This window comes from Cellulomonas sp. P1_C4 (assembly GCF_056406355.1).
This window is the reverse complement of record NZ_JBFUAI010000013.1, coordinates 45,698-65,910: the sequence shown is the minus strand read 5'-3', so window position 1 is coordinate 65,910 and position 20,213 is coordinate 45,698. Positions and strand designations below refer to the sequence as shown.

Here is a 20,213-nt window from a genome sequence, read left to right as displayed (position 1 = left end):
GGCACCCCGCGTCGGGTGCCGCCCTTCTGAGCGCTCAGAACCCGGTCGACGTGACCTCCGGGTAGTACCGCCGGAACTTGCGCACCTGGTTGACCAGCGCCATCCAGACGTACAGCCGGCGGCGCGGCGACAGGTCCCCGCGGTACTCCAGCGGACGCGCCACGGCCTTCGCCTTGACCAGGCGACGGATCCACGCGGCGAGCTGCGGGTCCCGCACGTACTTGAGCAGCAGCCGGTGCGGCACGACCGAGTAGAGGATCTCCTTCTCGACGACGACGGGCGGCACCGACCGACCCTCGACCGCGTCCTCGACCACGAACCGCATCGGGTTGGCCCCCGCCGCGGTCACGTAGTAGTTGTTGCGCCCGATCCGCGGGTTGACCTCGAAGAACCGGAACTGCCCGGTGCGCGGGTCCACCTTGACGTCGAAGTTGGCGAACCCGCGGTACCCGGTCGAGGTGAGGAACGTGCGCGCCTGCTCGAGCATCGCGTCGTCGCGCGTGGTGATCATGGCGGCGGGGTTGCCCAGCCCGGACGGCGTGTGCTCCTCGAGCAGCACGTGCGCCGAGCAGAGCAGGGTGATCTCGCCGTGCGTGTCGACGTACGCCGTGATCGACCGCATCTGGGTGTCGTCGCCCGGCACGAGCTCCTGGACGACGAACCGCCCGTGGAACCCAGCCTCGCGCAGCGCGCCCCACAGCCACGCCAGCTCGTCGGGCGTCGCGATCTCGAAGACCTTCTTCTTGCCCTCGAACTCGATGTCCTGGTAGTCCGCGCTGCTCGCCGCCTTCGCGATCAGCGGGTACTCCAGGTCGACCGGAGCGGCCTCCCAGGACGTGCCGCCGGAGAACTCCTGCACGATCGTGCGCGGCACGGAGATGCCGAGCTCGGTGCAGATCTCGGCGAACGTCGCCTTGTCGGAGAGCTTGTCGAGCAGGTGCTCCGACAGGAACGGGACCACGTAGTACTGCTCGAGCAGCGCCCGGTGCTGCACGACCACGCGGACCAGCCAGTCCGAGTTCGCCATGAGCAGCAGGCGCTTGTCGGGCATCCCCTGCGCGACCGCGACCAGCCGGTCCACCAGCTGGCGGGGGTCGTGGCCGTCGGCGACGATCTCGTGCCGCACGATCTTCGAGTGCGCGACCGGACCGAGCGCCGCGCCGGCGACGACCACCGACGTGACGCCGTAGGCCTCGTGGAACGACCGGGCCAGGGCGTACACGCCGATGTCGGCGCCGAGGATGACGGGCTGCAGCGCCGTCCCGCTCACGCGGTCTGCTCGGAGCGGTCGGCCGACCAACCGGTGTGGAAGGTGCCGTCCTTGTCGGTACGCCGGTAGGTGTGCGCGCCGAAGAAGTCGCGCTGCGCCTGGATCAGCGCGGCAGGGAGCCGCTCGGCCCGGACACCGTCGTAGTACGACAGCGACGACGAGAACGCCGGCGTGGGCACGCCGTGCAGCGCGGCGCCCGCGACGATCCGGCGCCAGGCCTCGACGCCGTTGCCGACCGCGCCCGTGAAGTACTCGTCGGCGAGCAGCAGCGGCAGGTGGGCGTCGCGCTCGTAGGCCTCGGTGATGCGGTTGAGGAAGCGCGCGCGGATGATGCAGCCGCCGCGCCAGATGCGGGCCATGGCCCCGCGGTCGATGTCCCAGCCGAACTCGGCGCTCGCGGCGGCGATCTGGTCGAAGCCCTGCGAGTACGCGACCACCTTGGAGGCGTACAGCGCGAGCCGGACGTCCTCGATGAAGCCGTCGCGGTCGGTCACGTCCCACGGGGTCGTGTGCGCGGGGAGCACGCCCAGCGCGGCCGACCGCTGCGGGACCGAGCCGGACAGGGCGCGCGCGAACGTCGCCTCCGCGATGCCCGTGATCGGCACGCCGAGGTCGAGCGCGTTCTGCACGGTCCAGCGACCGGTGCCCTTCTGCTCCGCCTGGTCGAGCACGATGTCGACGAACGCCGACCCCGTCTCGGCGTCGACGTGCTGCAGGACGTCCGCGGTGATCTCGATGAGGAACGACTCGAGGTCCCCGGTGTTCCACTCGGCGAAGATCTGGCCGATCTCCGCGGCCGAGGCACCCAGCCCCTGGCGCAGCAGGTCGTACGCCTCCGCGATGAGCTGCATGTCGGCGTACTCGATGCCGTTGTGCACCATCTTCACGAAGTGACCGGCGCCGTCCGGGCCGATGTACGTGCAGCACGGCACGCCGTCGACCTTGGCCGAGATCTTCTCGAGGATCGGCCCGAGCGACTCGTACGACTCCTTGGTACCGCCGGGCATGATCGACGGGCCGAGCAGAGCACCCTCCTCGCCGCCCGAGACGCCGGAGCCGACGAAGTGCAGCCCCTTCTCGCGCAGCGCGGCCTCGCGGCGGATCGTGTCCGGGAAGTGCGCGTTGCCGGCGTCGACGACGATGTCGCCCTCCTCCAGGAACGGCACGAGCTCGTCGATGACCGCGTCCGTGGGGCCGCCGGCCTTGACCATGACGACGATCTTGCGGGGCCGCGCCAGGGACGCGACGAAGTCCTCGACGGACTCGGACGGCACGAACGCGCCCTCGTCGCCGTGGTCCGCCACGAGCGACTCGGTCTTCGCGTAGGAGCGGTTGTGGATGGCCACCGTGTAGCCGTTGCGCGCGAAGTTGCGCGCGAGGTTGCGGCCCATCACCGCCAACCCCGTGACGCCGATCTGGGCGGTTCCGGTGGCGGTTCCTGAGGCGACCATGCGGGGAGTGCTCCTTCGATCGACGGCCGGTACGCGCCGCGGCCGCGACGGCGACGAGCAGGTGCGGGGCACGTGCAGGCGCAGGTCGGGTGGGGCGACGTCCGGGGGTGCTGGGTGCGCGGGTCAGCCTAGTCCGGTGCGCCGCGGACCACAGGGGTGTGCCGGACGGCGAGACGGGCAGCCCCGCGCGTCGGCGGCGGCGTGCCGGACACCCGTTCAGCGACTGCCGTGCGTACGCTCCACTGCGTGACACCCGCTGGTCCTGAGGACGTCCCGGTCGAGTTCGTCAGCGCGCTGCGCTCGCTCCGCCGGGTGACCGTCCGCCCGGAGGTCATCCTCGACGAGGTACCCGGTCCAGCGCGCATCGCACCCTTCTCGGCGGCGCTCACGGCCGAGGTCCGGACGGCCCGACGCTCGGTCGCCGCGGAGGAGCTGGCGTCCGGCCGGTTCGTCGTCCTCTTCGACCCCGCGGGCCAGGAGGCCTGGGACGGCCACTTCCGCCTGGTCACGCTCGTGCGCGCGACGCTGGAGGCCGAGGTCGGTGCGGACCCGCTGCTCGCCGAGGTGGCGTGGACCTGGTTCACGGACGCCCTCGAGGAGTCCGGGCTGGACGCCCACGCGGCCGGCGGGACCGTCACCCGCGTGCTCTCCCAGAGCTTCGGCGCCCTCGAGCGGCGTTCGGAGCAGACCGAGCTCGAGATCCGCGCGTCCTGGACCGCGGCCGACGAGGACCTCGGCCCCCACCTGCAGGCCTGGGGCACGTTGCTGTGCACCGCGGCGGGCCTCGAACCCCTGCCCGACGGCGTCGTCGCCCTCGGGCCGAGGCGCTGACCGGAGGTCCGGGGGGGCCAGGTCGCAACTTCGACCTCAAGTCGGCGCACCACGATGCCGATGACTGGCACGTGACCATCGAGCCCCTGCGACGAGACGTGGCCCCGGTACGTCGGCCCGGGCTGCGGGCCGGTGTGCCGACCTCTCGGACGGTAACGCCCCCGTCGACCCAGCAGATGTGCGTGGTCGTCACGGAGGTGGCCGACGGAGACGGCGCCCTGCTGGTCCGTAACCTGCGTCGTCGCGGCGCTCCGCGGGTCGTCGTGCTCACGCGTCGCGCCAGCCGCCCCGAGCTCAGCGTGCTCCTGCAGGGCGGGCTGCGCGGCGTCGTCGCCGGCGCCGTCGCGCAGAGCCTGCCGCGCACCGCCGTGGTCGCCGCTGCGCCCCCTCCCCTGCCCGAGCTCACCGCCCGGGAGATCAGCGTCCTGCGACTGGTGGCCGACGGGCGCACCAACCGCCTCATCGGCGAGGACCTCGGCCTGTCCGCGCTCACGGTGAAGAGCCACCTGGCCCGCATCTCCCGCAAGCTGGGCACGGGCGACCGCGCCGAGCTCGTGGCGATCTCGATCCGCGGCGGCGTCCTGGCCTGACGGGCCCGCTCCGCCCGGTACGTCGGGCGTACGGATGACACCTCGACAGAAGTACGCGCCGCCCGCGCGGCCTGCGCAGATGCGTCCGGGTCGTCGCTTACCGTGGTCCCATGCGACCTGAGGCGACCGCCGGCGCCCCCGCCGGGGGCACTGTGCCGCCGCCGACCCCCGACAGCGCCGAGGTCGATGCGGCCACCGAGGTTGATGCAGCCACCGAGGTCGTCATGCTCACCGAGCCGGCCGAGGGCATCCCGCCGGTCGTCGAAACCCCCGAGGCTCTCGCGGCCGTGGTCGCGGCGTTCGGCGCAGGCACCGGTCCGGTCGCCGTCGACGCCGAGCGGGCGTCCGGCTACCGCTACGGACAGCGCACGTACCTGGTCCAGATCCGGCGCGAGGGCGCCGGCACCGCGCTCATCGACCCCATCGCCGTCCCCGACCTGTCGTCGCTGTCCGACGCGCTGGTCGGCGTCGAGTGGGTGCTGCACGCCGCCTCGCAGGACCTGCCGGGCCTGGCGGAGCAGGGGATGCGGCCCAGCCGCGTGTTCGACACCGAGCTCGGCGCACGCCTGCTCGGGCTCGAGCGGGTCGGGCTGGCCGCGGTCGTCGCGGACGCCCTCGGCCTCGGGCTCGCGAAGGAGCACTCGGCGGTCGATTGGTCCACGCGCCCGCTGCCCACCGAGTGGCTGCGCTACGCCGCGCTCGACGTCGAGGTCCTGGTCGAGCTGCGCGAGGTGCTGGCCGAGCGGCTGGCCGTCGCGGGCAAGGCCGAGTGGGCCGCGCAGGAGTTCGAGGCCGTGCGCACCGCAGCCCCGCCCGCGCCCCGGGTCGAGCCGTGGCGCCGCGTCTCCGGCTTGCATGCCATCCGCGACGCCCGCCGGCTGGCGGTGGTCCGCGAGCTCTGGCTCACGCGCGACCAGAACGCCCGCACCCGCGACATCTCCCCCGGCCGCGTCCTGCCGGACCACGCGATCGTCGCCGCCGCGCAGGCGCTGCCGGGGTCGCTCGGCGCCCTCACGGCCCTGCCCGCGTTCGCCGGCAAGGGCACTCGCCGCCGCGCCGCCCTCTGGCAGCAGGCGATCGACCGCGGCCTGGCGACCCCGGACGACCAGCTTCCCTCGGTGCGCGGGCCCAAGAGCGACGCACCGCCGCCGCCCCGCGCCTGGGCGGAGAAGGACCCGGCCGCCGCCGCACGCCTGGTCGCCGCCCGCGAGGTGGTCGCGGACCTGTCGACCACCCACGACGTCCCCGCCGAGAACCTGCTGCAGCCCGACCTGCTGCGCCGGCTGTGCTGGACGCCGCCCGAGGTCCTCGACGCCGACGGGATCGCCGGATTCCTGCGGGCGGGCGGGGCCCGGCCGTGGCAGATCGAGCTCGTCGCGCAGCGGTTGGCCGACACGTTCGAGGCCCTCCCGCGCGACTGAGCGCCGGTGTTACTCTTCGGTAACTTACGGCTGGCACCGCCTGGGTAGACCCGGGTAGCGTCGACCGTCGCGGGCCCGCTGCTGCGAGCTCGTCGGACACCGCCGTCCCGCCCCTGGAGGCTTGATGCCCACCAATTCCTCGCGGCCCGCCGCCCTCGTCCGGCGCGTCGTCTTCGTCGACGGGGTCCGCACCCCGTTCGGCCGTGCGCGCAAGGACGGGCTGTACGCCCACACCCGCGCCGACGACCTGTCGGTCAAGACCGTCCGCGAGCTCCTGCGCCGCCACCCTGAGCTCCCGCCGGAGCGCATCGACGAGGTCGCCATCGCCGCGACCACGCAGCAGGGCGACCAGGGCCTCACGCTCGGCCGTACGGTCGGCGTCCTGGCCGGGCTCCCCCGGTCCGTCCCCGGCTACGCGATCGACCGCATGTGCGCCGGTGCCATGACCGCGGTGACCAACACCGCCGCCGCGATCGGCGTCGGGGCGCAGGACGTCGCGCTCGCCGGTGGTGTCGAGCACATGGGCCACCACCCGATGGGCTTCGACGCCGACCCGAACCCGCGGTTCCTGTCCGAGCGCCTGGTGGCCAACGACGCGCTCAACATGGGCGTCACCGCCGAGAACCTGCACGACAAGTTCCCCGCGCTGACCCGCGAGCGGGCCGACGCGTACGGCGTCGCCAGCCAGGACAAGTACGCCGCCGCGCTGGCCGCCGGCAAGATCGAGCCCGACCTGGTCCCCGTCGCGCTGCGCGACCCGGAGAACGGCTGGGGCCTGGCCACTGCCGACGAGCCGCCGCGCCCCGGCACCACCGTCGAGGCGATCCAGAAGCTGCCGACGCCGTTCCGCGCGGGCGGTCGCGTCACCGCCGGCACCGCAGCCCCGCTGACGGACGGCGCCGCGTCCTGCCTGCTCGCGGCCGAGGACACGGCCGCCGAGCTGGGCCTGCCCACCCGCATGCGGATGGTGTCGTTCGCCTACGCCGGCGTGGAGCCCGAGATCATGGGCATCGGCCCGGTGCCGGCCACGGTCAAGGCGCTCGACCGCGCGGGCCTGTCCATCGAGGACATCGGCCTGTTCGAGATCAACGAGGCGTTCGCGGTCCAGGTGCTCTCCTTCCTCGACGCCTTCGGCATCGCCGACGACGACCCGCGCGTCAACCAGTACGGCGGCGCGATCGCCGTCGGACACCCGCTGGCCTCGTCGGGCGTGCGCCTGATGACGCAGCTGGCCCGCCAGTTCGAGGAGAACCCGGACGTCCGCTACGGCCTGACCACCATGTGCGTGGGACTGGGCCAGGGCGGGACCGTCATCTGGGAGAACCCGCACCACGCCGACTACGAGGCCCTCGAGGGGAACGTCAAGTGAGCACCTCCACGGAACCGCGCCCCGAGCGCGTCAGCCACGCGATCGCCCGCGACGTCACCCTGCCCGGCGGAGCCGGCACGCTCGCGCTCGTCACCATCGACAACGGCCTGGACCACACCAAGCCGACCACGTTCGGCGCCCAGGGCATCGCGGAGCTGACCGTGACGCTCACCGCCGTCCAGGCACGCGTCGCGGCCGGCGAGATCGCGGCCGTCGCCGTCACCGGCAAGCCGTACTTCCTGGCCGCCGGCGCCGACCTCACCCAGATCGGCACCATCGCCGGCCGCGACGTCGCCCTGGGCCTCGGCCAGGGGGGCCACGCGGCCTACGAGCTGCTGCACACGATGGGCGTCCCGACGTTCGCGTTCGTCAACGGCGTCGCGCTGGGCGGCGGCCTCGAGCTGGCGCTGAACTGCGACTACCGCACGGTCGCCTCCGACGTCCGGGCGCTCGCGCTGCCCGAGACCGGGCTCGGCCTGGTCCCCGGCTGGGGCGGCGCGTACATCGTGCCGCGGCTCGTCGGGGTCGAGAAGGCGCTCGACGTCATCCTCACACGGCCGGCGGCCAACAAGCCGTTCGCCGCCCAGGAGGCCGCGCAGATCGGCCTCATGGACKTCGTGCTGGACCCCGCCGACTTCCTCGAGGAGTCGATCCGCTGGGCCGCCCGCGTGGTCACGGGCGAGGTCGTGGTCGAGCGGCGCGAGCTCGACTCCGCCGAGGTCTGGGACGGCGTCGTCGCCGCCGCGCGGCAGCGCCTCGACGCGGTCATCAACCGCTCACGACCGGCGCCGTACCGCGCTCTCGACCTGGTGGCCGACGCCCGCACGGCGTCGCGCGCCGAGGCCTTCGCGGCCGAGGACGAGGCGCTCGCCGACCTCATCATGAGCGACGAGATGCGCGCGTCGATCTACGCGTTCGGGCTGGTCTCCGGCGGCAAGAAGCCGGTGGGCGCGCCCGACCGCTCGCTCGCGCAGCCGGTCACGCGCGTCGGCATCGTCGGCGCCGGGCTCATGGCCGCGCAGATCGCGATGCTCTTCGCGCAGCGCCTGGGCGTGCCGGTCGTCATGCGGGACCTCGACCAGGAGCGCGTCGACAAGGGCCTCGCCGCGGTGCGGTCCTCCGTCGAGCGCCTCACGTCGACGGGTCGCATGAGCGAGTCCGCGGCGAGCCGCCTGATCGGGTCGATCCACGGCACCACCGACCTGGCCGAGTTCGCGTCGTGCGACCTCGTCATCGAGGCGGTCACGGAGATCCTCGACCTCAAGAAGAAGGTCTTCGCCGAGCTCGAGACGGTCATCGCCCCGACCACCATCCTGGCGACGAACACGTCCGCGCTGAGCGTGAGCGCCATGGCCGCCGACCTGCAGCACCCCGAGCGCGTGGTCGGGCTGCACTTCTTCAACCCCGTGGCCGCGATGCCGCTGGTCGAGGTCGTGCAGGCCGAGCACACGTCGCTCGAGGCGCTGGCCACCGGGTTCGCGGTCGCGGCCAAGCTGCGCAAGACGGCCGTCCTCGTGGCGGACCGCCCGGGCTTCGTCGTCAACCGGCTGCTCGTCCTGCTGCTCGGCGTGATCGTCGACGCGGTCGAGAAGGGCACGCCGGTCGAGGTCGCGGACCGCGCGCTGCGGCCCCTCGGCCTGCCGATGCCACCCTTCGAGCTGTTCGACCTGGTCGGTCCCGCCGTCGGCCTGCACGTGCTGACGTCGCTGCGCGAGGAGCTCGGCGATCGGTTCCCGCGCTCCCCCGGCCTCGAGAAGCTCGTGGCCGACGGCACCACGGTCGTGCTGCCCGCCAAGGCCAAGGGGCTGCCCAAGCCGGTCGACCCGGCCATCCAGTCGGTGTTCACCGAGGCGGCCGCAGGCACCCCGCTCGACGAGGCGGGCGTGCTCGACAGCGTGCTCACCGCCCTCACGGTCGAGGTCGGGCACATGCTGGAGGAGGGCGTCGTCGCCACCCCGCAGCAGATCGACCTCTGCATGATCCTGGGCGCGGGCTGGGGCTTCCACCTCGGTGGGCTCACGCCGTACCTCGACCGCACCGGCTACTCGGAGCGCGTGCTGGGCCGTCGGATCCTGCCCGACGGCGTGGCGAACGTCCCGAGCGCCTAGTACACGGCCAGCCCCCGGTCCCGGAACGTCGCGCGTACGCGCTCGACGAGCTCCGGGGTCGGGGGTTTCGTGTCTCCCAGCTCGTAGTGCATCCCCAGGTCGTCCCACTTGTCCCGGCCCATCTGGTGGAACGGCAGGACCTCCAGGCGGTCGACGACGGGGCCCAGGGCCACGACGTGGTCGGCCACGGCCTCGACGTTCTCCGGGGCGTCAGTCAGCCCGGGCACCAGCACGAACCGCACCCACGTGCGGGTGCCGCGCTCGCGCAGCCGGCGGCCGAAGTCGAGCGTGGGCTGCAGCGCGCGCCCGGTCACCCGGCGGTAGGTGTCCGGCAGCCCGGACTTGATGTCGAGGAGCACGAGGTCGACGTCGTCGAGCATCTCGTCGGTGCACTGCGCGCCCAGGAACCCGGACGTGTCGATCGTGGTGTGCACGCCCATCGCCTTCGCGCCCCGCAGCAGCGTCCGGACGAACGCCGGCTGCATCAAAGGCTCGCCGCCGGAGATCGTGAGCCCGCCACCGGTCGCCGCGAACACCGTCCGGTACCGCGCGACGCGCGCCAGGATCTCGTTCGCGGTGACGTCGGTCCCCCGGCGCATCTGCATGGTGTCGGGGTTGTGGCAGTACAGGCACTGCAGTGGGCACCCGGCCAGGAAGACCGTGAGCCGCGTGCCGGGCCCGTCGACGGCCGTGACGAGCTCCCAGGAGTGGACCGAGCCGAGGGCGCCCGCCCGCACGGCGGCCATCTTGGCCGAGTGGTCGAGCTCGACCGTGGACAGGCCGTCCGTGCCGGCCCGCGCCCGGGGCAGGCCCAGGCGAACGGTCGGCATCGATGCCGGCACGTCCGCCTGGACCGTCGTCATCTCGCTCACACCGAGCCGTGGAACGTCCGCGAGAGCACGTCGAGCTGCTGCTCACGCGTGAGCCGCACGAAGTTCACGGCGTACCCCGACACCCGGATGGTGAGCTGCGGGTAGTCCTCCGGGTGCTCCATGGCGTCCTCGAGCGTCTCGCGGTTCAGCACGTTGACGTTGAGGTGGTACCCCGACGACATCGTGTAGGCATCGAGCAGCCCGACCAGGTTGGTCACCTGCTCCTCGCGGGTCCGTCCGAGCCCTGCCGGGACGACGGACGAGGTCAGCGAGATCCCGTCCATCGCCTCGGCGTAGGGCAGCTTCGCCACGGAGAGCGCCGAGGCGAGCATCCCGTGGGCGTCGCGCCCGTTCATGGGGTTGGCGCCAGGAGCGAACGGCTGCCCGGCCCGGCGTCCGTCGGGGGTCGACCCGGTGGACTTGCCGTAGACGACGTTGGAGGTGATGGTCAGCACGGACTGCGTGTGCAGCGCGTCGCGGTACGTCGGTGTCGTGCGGAGCTTGGCCATGAAGGTCTGCACCAGCCACACCGCGATGTCGTCGGCACGGTCGTCGTCGTTGCCGTAGGTCGGGAAGTCGCCCTCGACCTCGTACTCGGTGACGAGCCCGTCGACGGTCCGCACCGGGCGCACCTGGGCGTGCTTGATGGCCGAGAGCGAGTCGGCGACGACGGACAGGCCGGCGATGCCGCACGCCATCGTCCGCAGGATCTCGCGGTCGTGCAGGGCCATCTCGAGGCGCTCGTACGCGTACTTGTCGTGCATGAAGTGCACGCAGTTGAGCGCGTCGACGTACGTCTCGGCCAGCCAGTCGAGCGTCCCGTCCAGCTTGGCCACGACGTCGTCGTAGTCGAGCACGTCACCCACGACGGCCGCCGCCGGCGGGGCCACCTGCTTGCCCGTCAGCTCGTCGCGACCGCCGTTGATCGCGTACAGGAGCGCCTTGGCCAGGTTGACCCGCGCGCCGAAGAACTGCATCTGCTTGCCCACCCGCATCGGCGAGACGCAGCAGGCGATCGCCGCGTCGTCACCCCAGGAATCGCGGATGAGGTCGTCCGACTCGTACTGCAGCGCGGAGGTGTCGATGGAGACCTGCGTGCAGAAGCGCTTGAACCCGTCGGGGAGGCGGTCGCTCCAGAACACGGTGAGGTTCGGCTCGGGGGCCGGACCCAGGTTGTAGAGCGTCTGGAGGTAGCGGAACGAGTTCTTGGTGACCAGCGGTCGCCCGTCCTCACCCATGCCGCCGATGGCCTCGGTGACCCACGTGGGGTCGCCGGAGAACAGCTCGTCGTACTCGGGCGTGCGCAGGAAGCGCACAATGCGGAGCTTGATGACCAGGTCGTCGATGAGCTCCTGCGCGTCCTGCTCGGTGAGGGTCCCGGCCTCGAGGTCACGCTGCAGGTAGACGTCGAGGAAGGTCGAGGTCCGGCCCAGCGACATCGCCGCGCCGTTCTGCTCCTTCACCGCGCCCAGGTAGGCGAAGTACAGCCACTGCACGGCCTCGCGCGCCGTCGCGGCGGGTCCGGAGATGTCGTAGCCGTAGGACGCGGCCATGACCTTGAGCTCCTGCAGGGCCCGGATCTGCTCGGCGTTCTCCTCACGGTCCCGGATGACGTGCTCGGACGAGCGCTCGCGGTCCAGGTCGGCGCGGTCCTCGCGCTTGGCCGCGATGAGCGCGTCGACGCCGTACAGCGCGACGCGGCGGTAGTCGCCGATGATCCGGCCACGGCCGTAGGCGTCGGGCAGGCCCGTGATGAGGTGCGCGGAACGCGCCGCGCGGACGGCGGGCGGGTAGACGTCGAACACGCCGTCGTTGTGGGTCTTGCGGTACTTGGTGAAGATCTCGCCGACGATCGGGTCGGGTGCGACGCCGTAGGTCTCCAGCGCCTTCTCGACCATCCGGTAGCCGCCGTTGGGCATGATCGCGCGCTTGAGCGGCGCGTCGGTCTGCAGGCCGACGATCAGCTCGTGGTGGCGGTCGATGTAGCCGGGCTCGTGCGAGGTGATCGTCGAGGGCGTGTGCGGGTCGATGTCGTAGACGCCGCGGGCGCGCTCCGCCGGGAACATGGCCGTCAGCCGCCCCCAGAGAGCGGTCGTGCGGTCCGTCGGGCCAGCGAGGAAGTCCGCGTCACCGGTGAACGGCGTGTAGTTGCGCTGGATGAAGTCCCGCACGTCGATCCGGTCCGCCCACGGTCCCGCGGCGAAGCCGTACCACGCGGGGTTCGCGCCTGACTCGTGGCGCTGGCTGGCGGACAGGGTGCTGGTGGACATCTCGTGCTCCTCCGACGTAGTCGATACCTCGACGCTACGGAGGTGGAGGGGACGGAGCACGGGACCTAAGGCCCCACGTGGGTCAGGGCGTGCGCCCGAGTGCGGCGATCGTGTCGCGAGCGATGTCCGCCGGGTGCAGCCGCAGCTCGGTGACCAGCTGCTCGCGGGTGGCATGGTCGAGGAACGTGCGCGGGATCCCGACGGCCTGCACGGACGTCCCGATGCCGGCCTCGCGGGCCCGCTGGGCGACGTGCGAGCCGAGGCCCCCGTCCACGATCCCGTCCTCGATGGTGACGACGTGGTCGTGGTCGCCCACGAGCTTGATGAGAGCGGCCGACACCGGCAGGGCCCACCGCGGGTCCGCGACGGTGACGCGCACGCCGTGGGCGGCGAGCAGCTCGGCCGTCTCCAGCGCGGTCGATGCCATGGCTCCGTACCCGACGACCAGCACGTGCGGCGCGTCGGCGGGCCCCTCGTGCCGGGCCAGGACGTCGACGCCGTCGAGGTGGTCGATCGCCGGCACCGGGTCGACCAGCGCACCCTTGGGGTAGCGCACGACCGTCGGGGCGTCGTCGACGTCGACCGCGGTGCGCAGCGCGTCGCGCAACGTCTCCTCGTCGCGCGGGGCCGCCAGCCGCAGCCCCGGCACCACCCCGAGCATCGCCATGTCCCACATGCCGTTGTGGCTCGCGCCGTCGGAGCCCGTGAGGCCCGCCCGGTCGAGCACGAACGTGACGCCGGCCTTGTGCAGCGCGACGTCCATGAGCACCTGGTCGAACGCGCGGTTGAGGAACGTCGCGTAGACGGCCACGACGGGGTGCAGGCCACCGAACGCCATGCCGGCGGCCGACGTCGCGGCGTGCTGCTCGGCGATCCCGACGTCGAACACGCGCTCGGGGAACTCGGCGGCGAACGGCGCGAGACCGACGGGCTGGAGCATCGCGGCCGTGATGGCGACGACGTCCGGGCGGCGACGCCCGATCCGCAGCAGCTCGTCGGCGAACACGCTGGTCCACTCGAACCGCGACGGGGCGACCGGCAGGCCGGTCTCGGGGTGGATCTTGCCGACGGCGTGGAACCGGTCCGCGACGTCCTGCTCGGCCGGGACGTAGCCGCGGCCCTTCTCGGTGATGACGTGCACGATCACGGGACCGCCGAACGCCTTCGCGTTGCGCAGCGCCCGCTCGACCGCCGGCACGTCGTGCCCGTCGACCGGGCCGAGGTACTTGATGCCGAGGTCCTCGAACATGCCCTGCGGCACCAGGACGTCCTTGAGGCCCTGCTTCATCCCGTGCAGCGCGTCGTACGTCATCCGTCCCGGCGTGCCCGACCGGCGCAGCGTGCGCTTGCCCCAGGACAGGACGTTCTCGTAGCCGCGCGTGGTGCGCAGGGTGTCGAGGTGGTGCGCCAGGCCGCCGATGGTCGGGGCGTACGAGCGGCCGTTGTCGTTGACGACGACCACCAGCCTGCGGTCCTGGCCGGCGGCGATGTTGTTGAGCGCCTCCCAGGCCATCCCACCCGTGAGGGCGCCGTCACCGATCACCGCGACCACGTGTCGGTCGGCACGCCCCTGGAGCTGGTTGGCCTTCGCGATGCCGTCGGCCCAGCTGAGCGCGGTCGACGCGTGCGAGTTCTCGACGACGTCGTGCGCGGACTCGGCGCGGCTGGGGTAGCCCGACAGCCCGCCCTTGCTGCGGAGCTGGGAGAAGTCGCGACGACCCGTGAGCAGCTTGTGCACGTAGGCCTGGTGGCCGGTGTCGAACACCATGGTGTCCAGCGGAGACTCGAACACGCGGTGCATGGCGATGGTGAGCTCGACGACGCCGAGGTTGGGCCCGAGGTGGCCGCCCGTGCGCGAGACCTGGTCGACCAGGAACGCGCGGATCTCCGCGGCGAGGTCGTCGGCCTGGCTCGGGGTGAGCCGGCGCACGTCGTCCGGGGAGCTGATGTGGTCGAGCAGACCCATGGTGGTGCCTCCTCCTCCGGGTGCGGCGACTGTGCCGCACCGTGCGGACGCCGAAAGCTGTGACCACACTGTAGGCCGACCGGGCATCCGACACCCTCTCGCGCAGGTCAGGCCGGTGTGGAGGCCCCGTGAAGACGGCCCGCGGAGCGACTACCATGGACCGGAAAGGGGTATACCCATGCGCTTCTTGCCCGGCCACGCGGCCACCTCAGACCTCACGTACGGAGACGTCTTCCTCGTCCCGTCGCGTTCCGAGGTCGCCTCCCGCTTCGACGTCGACCTCACGGCCGTCGACGGGACCGGCACCACCGTCCCCATCGTCGTCGCCAACATGACGGCCGTCGCCGGCCGTCGGATGGCGGAGACGGTCGCCCGACGCGGCGGCATCACCGTCCTGCCCCAGGACGTCCCCACCGACGTCGTCGCCGAGGTGGTCGCCTCGGTCAAGGCCCGGCACACCGTCATCGAGAGCGCCGTCGTCGTCAGCCCGCACGACACCGTGCACACGGCACTGACGCTCATCGGCAAGCGCGCCCACGGCGCCGCGGTCGTCGTCGAGGACGGCAAGCCCGTCGGCGTGGTTACCGAGGCCGACTGCGGCGGCGTCGACCGGTTCACGCAGGTGTCCGAGGTGATGAGCTCCCAGCCCACCACGGTCGACCTCGCGGTCGTCGAGCAGGCCGGCCTGCGCGGCCTCGAGGCGGCGTTCGAGCAGCTGCACGCCTCGCGCCGCAAGTTCTCGCCCGTGGTCCGCGACGGCGAGCTCGTCGGCGTGCTCACGCAGGTCGGCGCGCTGCGCTCGTCGATCTACCAGCCGGCGGTGGACGCGAACGGGCGCCTGCGCGTCGCGGCGGCCGTCGGCATCAACGGCGACGTCAAGCAGAAGGCCCTCGAGCTGCTCGAGGCCGGCGTGGACGTGCTCGTGGTCGACACCGCGCACGGTCACCAGCGCAAGATGCTCGACGCGCTCGGCGCGGTCCGCTCGCTCGACCCGCAGGTGCCGGTCGTCGCGGGCAACGTCGTCACGGCCGAGGGCACGCGCGACCTCATCGCCGCCGGCGCGGACATCGTCAAGGTCGGCGTCGGCCCCGGCGCCATGTGCACCACGCGCATGATGACCGCGGTCGGCCGGCCGCAGTTCTCCGCGGTGCTCGAGTGCGCCGCCGCGGCGCGCGAGCTGGGCAAGCACGTGTGGGCCGACGGCGGCGTGCGCCACCCCCGCGACGTCGCGCTCGCGCTGGCCGCCGGCGCGTCGCAGGTCATGGTCGGCTCCTGGTTCGCGGGCACGCACGAGTCGCCCGGCGACCTGCACGAGGACGGCAACGGCCGCCTCTACAAGGAGTCCTTCGGCATGGCGTCCGCGCGCGCCGTCGCCGCCCGCACCCGCGGCGGCTCGGCGTTCGACCGGGCGCGCAAGGGGCTGTACGAGGAGGGCATCTCGTCCTCCCGCATGTTCCTGGACCCCCGCCGGCCGGGCGTCGAGGACCTCATCGACACCATCACCGCGGGCGTCCGCTCCGCGGCCACGTACGTCGGCGCCTCGTCGATCGACGAGCTCCACGAGCGTGCGGTCGTCGGCATCCAGTCGGCCGCGGGCTACGAGGAGGGGCGCCCGCTGCCCGACGGGTGGTGACCGGCATGCGTCCCGTTCTGGTGATCATGCACGCGCCGCACGAGGGCCCCGGGCTGATCGCGCGCGGGCTCGACGCGCCGATCAGGGTGCGCACCGTCCTCGACCTCGAGGACGCGCGCCTCCCGTCGCTCGACGAGGTCTCGGGCGTCGTCGTCATGGGCGGGCCCATGGACGCCGACGACGTGCCGGGTCACCCGGGCCTCGCGGCCGAGCGCGCACTGCTCGCGGCCGCGGTCGACGCCGACGTCCCCGTGCTGGGCGTGTGCCTCGGCATGCAGCTGCTCGCGCTCGCGCTGGGTGCCCGGCTGCACCTGCGCACCGCGACGGAGATCGGCTTCGCGCCCGTCGACATCGACGTGGAGGACCCGCTGCTCGGCGCCCTCGGCACGCGACCGACCGTACTGCACTGGCACTCCGACACCGTTGAGCTCCCCCCGGGCGCGACCCTGCTGGCCTCGACCGAGACCACCCCGGTGCAGGCCTTCCGGGCGGGCAGCGCCCTTGGCCTGCAGTTCCACCCGGAGCTCGACGCCGGGATGCTCGACCTGTGGCTCACGACGCCCGACATGGTCGGCGGCCTCTCGCAGGACGAGATCGAGGAGATCCGCTCCGCGGGTGCGCGGCATCTGCCCGGCCTGATCCCCGCGGCCGAGAAGCTGTTCGCCGGCTTCGGGGAGCTCGTGCGGACCCGCGGATGACGGAACCGACGCAGGAGGTCCGTGGGGCGCGCGCGGAGCTGGTCGACCTGTGCGCGCGCGGCCTCGACTGGCGCGTCGACCCCGTGCGCGTGCTCGAGGACCCCTCGACGGCGCGCCCGGCGGCGGTGCTCGTGCTCTTCGGGGAGCTGGACGCGCTGCCCGCCCGGACCGCCGCACCCGCCGTGGCCAGCGACCTCGACGTCCTGCTGCAGCGCCGCTCGGGCACCCTGGGTCACCACGCCGGCCAGATCGCGTTCCCGGGCGGTCGACTGGAGCCCACCGACGCCGGCCCGCGGGAGGCCGCGCTGCGCGAGGCGGTCGAGGAGGTAGGGCTGGACGCGTCCGGCGTCGAGGTCCTGGGCACCCTGCCGCCGCTCCCGGTCCCGGTGAGCAACCACCTGGTCACGCCCGTGCCCGCCTGGTGGACCCACCCGTCGGTGGTCGCCGCCGTCGATCACGCCGAGACCGTCGACGTGTTCCGGGTGCCCGTCGCCGACCTGCTCGACCCGGCGAACCGGGCCAGCGTCGAGCACTCGCGCTGGGGTCGCACGGTCCGCACCCCGGCCTTCACGGTGGACGGGACGCTGGTGTGGGGGTTCACGGGCATCGTGCTGGCCCGCATGTTCGACGCGCTCGGCTGGGCGGTGCCGTACGACGTCCGTCGCACCGTGTCGGCGCGCTGACGTGGTCCACCCCGTTCCCGAGGTCGAGGTCACCGCGGACCTCGTCCGGTCGCTCCTGGCCGAGCAGCACCCCGACCTGGCCGACCTGCCCCTGACCTGGGCGGGCACCGGCTGGGACAACGCCCTGTGGCGGGTGGGCGACCGCCTGGCCGCTCGGTTCCCCGTGCGCGAGATGGCCGCACCGCTGGTCAGCCACGAGCAGCAGTGGCTGCCGGTGCTCGGCCCGCGCCTGCCCGTCGACGTGCCCGTCCCGGTCCGCGTCGGCGTGCCGTCGGCGACCTACCCGTGGGCGTGGAGCGTCGTGCCGTGGTTCGACGCCGTCGCCGCGCACCGCACCCCCGTGCCGGGCCGGACCGCGTGGGCMACGCACCTGGCGGACGTCTTCGTCGCGCTGCACCGTCCGGCCCCCGACAACGCCCCTGTCAACCCGTTCCGCGGCGTCCCGATCGCGCCGCGCGAGCCCGCGCTGCGCGAGCGCCTCGACGCGCTCGCGCTGCCCGACGGCGACCGCATCCTCGAGCGCTGGCGCGAGCTGGCCGCGGCACCCGGCTGGGACGGGCCCGCGCTCTGGCTGCACGGCGACCCCCACCCCGCGAACCTGCTGGTCCACGACGGACGCCTGCGCGCGGTCATCGACTTCGGGGACGTGACCTCGGGCGACCCGGCGTCGGACCTCTCGACCGCGTGGCTGACGTTCGACCCCGAGGGGCGCGCGGCGTTTCGCGACCGGCTGACGTACGACGACGCGACGTGGCGGCGGGCGCAGGCGTGGGCGCTGCACCTGTCCGTCACGCTGCAGATGCACCCCGTCGATCACCCCACGCTCGCCGAGATCGGCCGTCACGGGGTCGTGCAGGGGCTCGCGGACGAGTGAACCGGCCTATCGTCGGATCGAGGGAACGGAGCCGGTCGTCATGAGCACCGCACTGATCGTCGTCGACGTGCAGAACGACTTCTGCGAGGGCGGGTCCCTCGCCGTCGCGGGTGGTGCAGGCGTCGCGGCCGGCATCACCAGGCATCTCGCCGCGCACCCCGACGCGTACGACCTCGTCGTCGCCACCCGCGACTGGCACGCCCCCTTGCCCGACACCAACGACGGCCACTTCGCCGCGGACGGCAACCCCGACTACGTGCACACCTGGCCGGTGCACTGCGTCGCCGGCACGCCGGGGGCCGAGTACCACCCCGACCTGCACATCCCGGCCGACCGCCTCGTCGAGGTGCTCAAGGGCGAGTCCCGCCAGGACTACTCCGGGTTCCAAGGCCGGTCCCTCGGCGCAGCCGCAGAACGGGCGGGCACCACGGACCTGGCCGAAACACTGCGCAGCCGCGGGGTCGACCGCGTGGACGTCGCCGGGCTGGCGACCGACTACTGCGTGCGCGCGACCGCGCTCGACGCCCGCGACGCCGGGTTCGAGGTCCGGGTGCTTGCCGACCTGGTCGCCGGCGTGGCGCCGGCCTCGTCCGTCGCCGCCCTCGACGAGCTCGCCGCGGCCGGCATCGACGTCGGACCGGGCGTCTGACCGTGGCCGACGAGCCGAACAGGACGACCGCCACGGACGCCGACGCCGCCGCGTTCCTCGCGGGGGTCGAGCACCCGGTGCGTCGCCGCGATGCCGAGCGCCTGGTCGCGCTGATGACGCGCGTGACGGGCGAACCTCCGGTGATGTGGGGACCGACGATCGTCGGCTTCGGCACCTACCACTACCGCTACCCGTCGGGCCGCGAGGGCGACATGGCAGCGGCGGGCTTCTCGCCCCGGAAGCCAGCGACGACGATCTACTTCCCGGACGGCGTCGAGGCGCACGCCGACCTGCTGGCGACCCTCGGGCCGCACACGCTCGGGAAGGGCTGCCTGTACGTCAAGGACCTCGAGGCCGTCGACCTCGCGGTCCTCGAGGAGGTCGTGCGCCGCTCGTACGCCGCGGTCACGGCGGGCGTGTTCGGCACCCGCCTCACCTGACGACCCGACTCCTACCCGAGCGTCACCGAGACGACGACGCTCTCGGCGCCTGCCACGACGCTCACGTCGGACACGGTCACCCCCGCGGGGAGCAGGGCGGCGAGGTCGATCGTGCGCTCTCCCTCGGCCGCGATCCTCGACCGGAACGGCGCGAGGAGTCCGTCCACGAGCGGGTTGCTGCCCACCAGCCTCGTGTCGCTGATCGAGAGCACCAGGGCGTCGTCGATGGATGCCGTGGCCGTCGCCGTGACGGCGGCGCGCATGACGCTCTTCTGCACCTTGGCGGACGCCCGGAGAGACAGCGCGCGTGGTCCACGGTTCTCGAGCTCGATGTCGAGGGCCGTCAGCTTGAGGCCCTTCGCCCTGAGCGCGTCGCCGAGTGCCGTGCGCGCTGCACTCTCGATGTCCTTGCGCGGTGCGGAGATCTTGACTGAGCCCACGACGGGCTCGTCGTCGGAGGCGGGCCGTATCTCGATGACGAGCTGGTCGTCCGAGGTCGTGGCCCAGGCGAAGTGCAGGTTGTTCGCGGTGATGTCGACGTCCACGGGAACATCCGCGACGAATACCGGGTGCGCGGCGAGCTCGAACGTGCGGACGACCGCCGGCTCGCGGTGCGCGACCTCGACCGACCCGAGGCGCACCGGGTGGCTTCGGTCGACCCCGACGGCGACACCCGTGGCGTCCACGACCAGGGACGCGATGTCGGCGCCGTCCAGGTGAGCCGCGATGTCGACCTGGTCCAGACCGCGGACGTCAGGCGGCCCCGCGGTCACGAGGAGCTCTCGGACGCGAGTCGCGATCTCTGCGTCGCTGGTGGGCCGCGGGGCGGGACCAAACGGGACGTGGCGCACATCGGTCATGGACCGAGGCTAGGCCGCGGACCACGGCCGTCACAAAGTCACCGGCCCGGCAGCGTCGGCATCCGCTTCTTCGTCGGGGGCAGGGCAGCCCGCTGTGCGCGTCCAATCCGCCACACGGCGGCGTCGTCGAGGTCGCGCAGCGCGGTGGCGTGCTGCGCTCGGCGGGCCGTCACAGGCCTGTCCCACCCGTGAACGCCGCGAGCCCGGACCCCACGCGGGGACCGGGCT

18 protein-coding genes are annotated in these 20,213 nt (G+C 73.0%); 11 read left to right on the top strand and 7 right to left on the bottom strand.

Annotated features, from left to right (window positions below):
- Positions 1-34: 34 nt before the first annotated feature.
- Positions 35-1,270, bottom strand: coding sequence for a carboxylate--amine ligase (locus AC1DYZ_RS11840; RefSeq protein WP_477065385.1), 1,236 nt, complete (start codon positions 1,268-1,270; stop codon positions 35-37).
- Positions 1,267-2,721, bottom strand: a complete 1,455-nt coding sequence (gene gndA / locus AC1DYZ_RS11835) for an NADP-dependent phosphogluconate dehydrogenase (protein WP_477065384.1) — start codon at positions 2,719-2,721, stop codon at positions 1,267-1,269. The genes AC1DYZ_RS11840 and gndA overlap by 4 nt, the downstream gene beginning before the upstream one ends.
- Before the next feature lie 246 nt (positions 2,722-2,967).
- Between gndA and AC1DYZ_RS11830 the strand changes: the two genes are divergently transcribed.
- The 5 genes from AC1DYZ_RS11830 (at position 2,968) to AC1DYZ_RS11810 (ending at position 9,040) form a co-directional block, all read left to right on the top strand.
- On the top strand, positions 2,968-3,552 hold the full coding sequence (locus tag AC1DYZ_RS11830; RefSeq protein ID WP_456824300.1) for a DUF3000 domain-containing protein: 585 nt from the start codon (positions 2,968-2,970) through the stop codon (positions 3,550-3,552).
- Positions 3,553-3,728: 176 nt separating this feature from the next.
- A complete protein-coding gene (locus AC1DYZ_RS11825; RefSeq protein WP_477065503.1) occupies positions 3,729-4,142 on the top strand; it encodes a helix-turn-helix transcriptional regulator in 414 nt (137 codons plus the stop codon).
- Between the two features lie 110 nt (positions 4,143-4,252).
- Positions 4,253-5,563 carry an HRDC domain-containing protein gene (locus tag AC1DYZ_RS11820; protein ID WP_477065383.1) on the top strand — a complete coding sequence of 437 codons (1,311 nt, stop codon included), beginning with the start codon at positions 4,253-4,255 and terminating at the stop codon, positions 5,561-5,563.
- 124 nt (positions 5,564-5,687) lie between these two features.
- Entirely contained in the window at positions 5,688-6,932 is a 1,245-nt protein-coding gene (locus tag AC1DYZ_RS11815) for a thiolase family protein (RefSeq protein ID WP_477065382.1), read from the top strand.
- Positions 6,929-9,040, top strand: coding sequence for a 3-hydroxyacyl-CoA dehydrogenase NAD-binding domain-containing protein (locus tag AC1DYZ_RS11810; protein ID WP_477065381.1), 2,112 nt, complete (start codon positions 6,929-6,931; stop codon positions 9,038-9,040). Before AC1DYZ_RS11815 ends, AC1DYZ_RS11810 begins: the two co-directional genes overlap by 4 nt.
- Here the strand turns inward: AC1DYZ_RS11810 and pflA are convergent.
- From pflA to dxs, 3 genes are all read right to left on the bottom strand, one after another.
- On the bottom strand, positions 9,037-9,903 hold the full coding sequence (gene pflA / locus AC1DYZ_RS11805; protein WP_477065380.1) for a pyruvate formate-lyase-activating protein: 867 nt from the start codon (positions 9,901-9,903) through the stop codon (positions 9,037-9,039). The two genes, AC1DYZ_RS11810 and pflA, sit on opposite strands and share 4 nt — an antisense overlap.
- 5 nt (positions 9,904-9,908) lie before the next feature.
- Positions 9,909-12,182 (bottom strand): formate C-acetyltransferase, encoded by a 2,274-nt coding sequence (gene pflB / locus AC1DYZ_RS11800; protein WP_477065379.1) that lies wholly within the window; start codon positions 12,180-12,182, stop codon positions 9,909-9,911.
- Between the two features lie 82 nt (positions 12,183-12,264).
- Positions 12,265-14,148, bottom strand: coding sequence for a 1-deoxy-D-xylulose-5-phosphate synthase (gene dxs / locus AC1DYZ_RS11795; protein WP_477065378.1), 1,884 nt, complete (start codon positions 14,146-14,148; stop codon positions 12,265-12,267).
- Between the two features lie 178 nt (positions 14,149-14,326).
- Here dxs and AC1DYZ_RS11790 point away from each other — a divergent pair, with 178 nt between their 5' ends.
- From AC1DYZ_RS11790 to AC1DYZ_RS11765, 6 genes are read left to right on the top strand one after another with little or no spacing between them, the layout of a single operon-like run.
- Positions 14,327-15,781, top strand: coding sequence for a GuaB1 family IMP dehydrogenase-related protein (locus AC1DYZ_RS11790; RefSeq protein ID WP_477065377.1), 1,455 nt, complete (start codon positions 14,327-14,329; stop codon positions 15,779-15,781).
- A gap of 5 nt (positions 15,782-15,786) precedes the next feature.
- Entirely contained in the window at positions 15,787-16,479 is a 693-nt protein-coding gene (locus AC1DYZ_RS11785; RefSeq protein WP_477065376.1) for a type 1 glutamine amidotransferase, read from the top strand.
- Positions 16,476-17,162: an NUDIX hydrolase gene (locus AC1DYZ_RS11780; RefSeq protein WP_477065375.1), complete on the top strand. Its 687-nt coding sequence runs from the start codon at positions 16,476-16,478 to the stop codon at positions 17,160-17,162. The genes AC1DYZ_RS11785 and AC1DYZ_RS11780 overlap by 4 nt, the downstream gene beginning before the upstream one ends.
- A 1-nt stretch (position 17,163) precedes the next feature.
- The gene (locus tag AC1DYZ_RS11775) at positions 17,164-18,036 is read left to right on the top strand and encodes an aminoglycoside phosphotransferase family protein (protein WP_477065374.1); all 873 of its coding nucleotides are present in this window, start codon (positions 17,164-17,166) and stop codon (positions 18,034-18,036) included.
- A 40-nt stretch (positions 18,037-18,076) separates the two neighbouring features.
- Positions 18,077-18,685, top strand: coding sequence for an isochorismatase family protein (locus tag AC1DYZ_RS11770; RefSeq protein WP_477065373.1), 609 nt, complete (start codon positions 18,077-18,079; stop codon positions 18,683-18,685).
- 2 nt (positions 18,686-18,687) lie between these two features.
- Positions 18,688-19,125 (top strand): DUF1801 domain-containing protein, encoded by a 438-nt coding sequence (locus AC1DYZ_RS11765; RefSeq protein ID WP_477065372.1) that lies wholly within the window; start codon positions 18,688-18,690, stop codon positions 19,123-19,125.
- 11 nt (positions 19,126-19,136) lie between these two features.
- Here AC1DYZ_RS11765 and AC1DYZ_RS11760 read toward each other — a convergent pair whose 3' ends face one another.
- Both AC1DYZ_RS11760 and AC1DYZ_RS11755 read right to left on the bottom strand, forming a co-directional pair.
- Positions 19,137-19,985 carry a hypothetical protein gene (locus AC1DYZ_RS11760; RefSeq protein WP_477065371.1) on the bottom strand — a complete coding sequence of 283 codons (849 nt, stop codon included), beginning with the start codon at positions 19,983-19,985 and terminating at the stop codon, positions 19,137-19,139.
- Between the two features lie 38 nt (positions 19,986-20,023).
- A complete protein-coding gene (locus tag AC1DYZ_RS11755; protein WP_477065370.1) occupies positions 20,024-20,158 on the bottom strand; it encodes a hypothetical protein in 135 nt (44 codons plus the stop codon).
- Between the last annotated feature and the right edge of the window lie 55 nt (positions 20,159-20,213).